Raw genomic sequence first — 1,862 nt, forward strand, 5'->3', positions numbered from 1 at the left:
TCCCTACGCAAACGGCAACCCCACCCGATAGCGAGGCTGCCTACATGACCGGGACGCAAGCGTACCGCGTGCTTAGTTGATCATCCCGGTGGAATACGCATACTTGATCAGATCAGCATCGGTACTCAAACCCAGCTTGCGCATGGCATTGTTCTTGTGGGTACTGATGGTACTGGGAGTGCGCGAGAGCCGTTCGCAGATCTCGCCTAACGACTGCCCCTCCACGAACAGCCGCACCACCTCCAGTTCGCTCTGGGTCAGTTCGCGCACCAGGCCGAAACCTTCACCCTGGGCCCAACTCATCTCCAGCTCTCCCCGCAACGACACCGGGAAATACAACTGCTTGCTGCTCTGGGTAGCCAGGCAGGCGTTGATCAGTTCGTCGGTCTTCTCGCGCTTGTTGATCACCGCGAAGACGCCCATACGATACAGGCGTCGGATCACCGCGCCATTGTTCATGGCGGTGTAGACGATCACCTTGGTGGAGGGATGCTCGGTCTTGAGGCGCTTGACCAACGCAAAGCCGTCCGATTCATCGCTATCGTCGGCCGGCATGGCAAAGTCGGTGATGACAATCTCGCAAGGAGAACGCTTGAGCGCACTGATCAGGGCCTCGCCATTCTCGACCTCCAGGTCGATACGGATTTCCGGCAGGCGCGCCAGCTCCCCCCTGAGCGCACCTAGCACGATGGGGTGATCATCGGCAATGGCTACGTGCAGGACTTTCTTCAAATTCATGCTACCCCCACAAATGGTTCAATTGACTGACAGGTGGCGATGCCACGACATCATTGTCCCGGCTCGCCCTCCCATGTATTGCCTCGGCTAGCTGCCCTCGATTTGCCTTCATCGATGTTGGCTCCCCGCGTCCGACGATGCCGTTACGGCATCACAAAACTTCCATGAATAGGAGATAGAGAAAATCTGGCGAAAACAGAAAGGAAATGGCGTTATTTCCATGAAAAATCGAATTTATTCGACGTGTCAATAGAAAAAATTCGGGCCCTGGCTTTTAGTGGGGATATCGAAAATAATCTGCATCCAGCTGGGCAAGTGATGAAGTTCCCTGGAAATTATCCCCTCGCCACACCGTTCTACCTGCCACCGCATCCATCGCCCCCCTAACCATTTACCAATAATCCTCGGTCACGAACTGCCCGCCATCAACCTGGCCCCGCGCTTCTATCATTCGGGCGACAGCGCCGAGCTGGACTGGATCATCCGTCGCCTCAAGCTGCGCCAGCAAGACCTGGCAGCCACCCACCTGTATGCCTGCGGCGTCTCGCTGGGCGCCAATGCACTGCTGCGCTGGCTGGGCGAATCGCAGCATGAGGCCGAGATCGTGGACGCCGCCTGTGCGGTCTCGGCGCCGCTGGACCTGGCCGGCGGCGGCACGGCGCTGGCGTCGGGTTTCAACCGGCTCTATACCTGGGTGTTCTTGCGCACCCTGCGCCCCAAGTGCCTGGCCAAGCTGGAGCAGTTTCCGGGCCTGTTCGACCGCGACGCGCTGCTGGCAGCGCGCGACCTGTACGCCTTCGACAACGTGGTCACCGCGCCCCTGCACGGCTATCGCAATACCGACGACTACTGGGACCGCGCCAGCGCCAAGCACATCCTGCATGACATCAGCGTGCCCACGCTGGTCTTGAATGCCCAGAACGACCCCTTCCTGCCGGCACGCCACCTGCCGCGCTCGGCGGCCCCCGAGGTGGTGCTGGAGTATCCCGCACAAGGCGGTCACGTGGGCTTTGCCGCCGGCGGCCCACGGGCAGCCTGGAGTGGCTGCCGCGCCGCCTGCTGCACTTCCTGGAAGGGCGCACCGAAAGTAGCTTCGTGGGCGCACCGGAGTTGGCCCATGGATG

General features: G+C 60.5%; 1 protein-coding gene and 1 pseudogene. One reads left to right on the forward strand and one right to left on the reverse strand.

The features are described 5' to 3' along the window. Positions 1-72: 72 nt before the first annotated feature. Entirely contained in the window at positions 73-738 is a 666-nt protein-coding gene (locus I5W_RS19875; protein ID WP_017454389.1) for a response regulator transcription factor, read from the reverse strand. Positions 739-1,162: 424 nt separating this feature from the next. Here I5W_RS19875 and I5W_RS19880 point away from each other — a divergent pair. Next, positions 1,163-1,862, forward strand: a pseudogene (locus I5W_RS19880) (YheT family hydrolase); the annotation flags it as partial.

The sequence above is a fragment of the Herbaspirillum sp. B65 genome, assembly GCF_000333555.1.
GTDB lineage: Bacteria > Pseudomonadota > Gammaproteobacteria > Burkholderiales > Burkholderiaceae_D > Herbaspirillum > Herbaspirillum rubrisubalbicans.